This is a genomic window from Arthrobacter sp. MYb23 (genome assembly GCF_002979775.1).
Lineage (GTDB): Bacteria > Actinomycetota > Actinomycetes > Actinomycetales > Micrococcaceae > Arthrobacter.
The window spans coordinates 1-2,009 of record NZ_PCPR01000055.1 but is presented as its reverse complement, the minus strand read 5'-3'; the positions used below and the strand labels follow the sequence as shown (position 1 = coordinate 2,009).

The following is a 2,009-nucleotide window of genomic DNA, read 5'->3' as shown; positions in this document are numbered from 1 at the left end:
AAACTCGGCGGCAACAAGCCACGGTTAGCCAGGTCATAAACCGCCGGCATCAGCTTCTTACGGGCAAGATCACCAGTGACCCCGAAGAACACCAACGACGACGGCCCGGCAATACGATTCAAACGACGATCCCGCGGATCCCGCAAAGGATTCCGGACAGTGCCGTTCCTAGATTCTGGCATGTTTGGTTCTGTGCCTTAGCTTTCGAGTGCGCTGGCTTGTGTGGCCAAAGCAGAGACGAGTTCCTGGAGTTGGGCTACGCCCGCAGCGCGTTCGGTGAGGTGAAGACGCAGTACAGGACGGCCATGACCTTCCAGCACCTGGGCATCGCCCGAAGCCTGCGCGGCAATGAGCTGACCGAACGTGAAGGGGCGCTCAGGGATTTCGAGGTCGATGGATGATGCTGCAGTGATCTGCAGGAAGACTCCAATGGCCGGTCCACCCTTATGGAACTGGCCGGTGGAGTGCAGGAACCGCGGACCCCAACCGAACGTCACCGGACGGTGGCTGACAGCCGCGAGTTCGTCCCGGATTCCTTCCAGCGGAGCGTGGGAGATGCGGTCCAAGTAGGCCTGGACGCTCAAGTAACCGTCCGTACCCAGCTGGGCCAGCAACGCCTGCAGAGCTTCCGTGCTGGTCGACGCGGAGCCGAGCCACTCACCGCCACGGACTTCCACTGCGCCGTCCGTAAAGGCAGCCGGGGTGGGTTCGGGGCGGGCGTCCAGCAGACCGCGTGCAGCCACCTTGGCGGCTTCGACGTCGGGCTGGTCGAACGGGTTGATGCCCAGAAGGCGTCCCGCTACCGCGGTGGCAAATTCCCAGACGAACATCTGGGAAGGCAGGCCACCGGCAATTGCCACTTCATTGTCACGAAGTTCGACGTCGGCATCCGCGTCTACCAGCCGCACCACCAGCACGTCCTCGGCACCGTTCAGGGCTTCCGGGGAATCGGGGCCGGCCACCACCGGCAGAACACCAGTGCCCAGCTTGCCCGTGGATTCGGCGATGAGTTGCTCGGCCCAGTCAGCGAAACCGACAATGCCCGAACCGTCTTCCGCGATGACAATCTTGTTGCGCAGCGGGCTGGTACCACCCAGGGCAATGCCGAGGGCCAGTCCGATGTTGTCAGCAGAGTCTTCGTTCAGGATCTCAGCTGCTTCCTCCGCCTCGTCCAGGAAAGCCTGGATGTCAACGCCGGCCAGCCCGCAGGGGACCAGACCGAAGGCAGTGAGTGCCGAGAAGCGTCCGCCAACGTTGGGATCAGCGTTGAACACGGCACGGTAGCCTGCCTCGCGGGAGGCTTTGTCCAGGGGTGACCCGGGGTCCGTAACGATGATAATGCGGCTCTTGGCGTCGATACCGGCGTCGTTGAACGCCTTCTCGAACACCCGCCGTTGGGAGTCTGTCTCGACGGTGGAGCCCGACTTGGAAGAAACGACGATGGCCGTCTCTGCCAGTCGGTCCGTCAGGGCAGCAGTGACCTGTTCAGGGTCAGTGCTGTCCAACACAGTCAGCTCGACGCCGGCGGTACCGGCAATAACCTCAGGAGCCAGGGAAGACCCACCCATGCCACAAAGGACGATGCGGGAAACGCCTTCGGCGCGGAGGGCATCACGAAGTGCCAGAATGTCCCCGACCAGTGCCTGGGATACGGTGGCGGCTTCTACCCAGCCGAGGCGGATCGCGGACTCGGACTCCGCGTCAGGGCCCCACAGGGTGTGATCCTTCGCGAAAATCCGGGTTGCGATCTTTTCTTCGACCAGACCGTCAATATGCTGGGCGATAGCCTGCTGGGCGGCACCGCTGGCGTCGTAGCTGATTGTGCTCATAGTGGGTTAGGAAGCCTTCCGTGCGGTGACGAGTGCGCCTTCGACGTCGGCGAGGAGTTCCTTCCAGGAGCCCACAAACTTCTCGAGGCCTTCGGTCTCGAGAAGGGTGACGACGTCGTTGTAGGAGACGCCGAGGCCTTCGAGGGCGTTGAGGGTCTCGTTCGCTTCGTCGTAGGTGCC

At 62.8% G+C, this 2,009-nt stretch carries 1 protein-coding gene and 2 pseudogenes; all 3 read right to left on the bottom strand.

What is annotated here, in order from left to right; translation table 11 throughout:
- A pseudogene (locus CQ020_RS23925) lies at window positions 1-182 on the bottom strand (glucose-6-phosphate dehydrogenase); the annotation flags it as partial.
- Window positions 183-197: 15 nt separating this feature from the next.
- The gene (locus CQ020_RS23920) at window positions 198-1,829 is read right to left on the bottom strand and encodes a glucose-6-phosphate isomerase (RefSeq protein ID WP_105694320.1); all 1,632 of its coding nucleotides are present in this window, start codon (window positions 1,827-1,829) and stop codon (window positions 198-200) included.
- A 6-nt stretch (window positions 1,830-1,835) separates the two neighbouring features.
- Window positions 1,836-2,009, bottom strand: a pseudogene (locus tag CQ020_RS24645) (transaldolase); the annotation flags it as partial.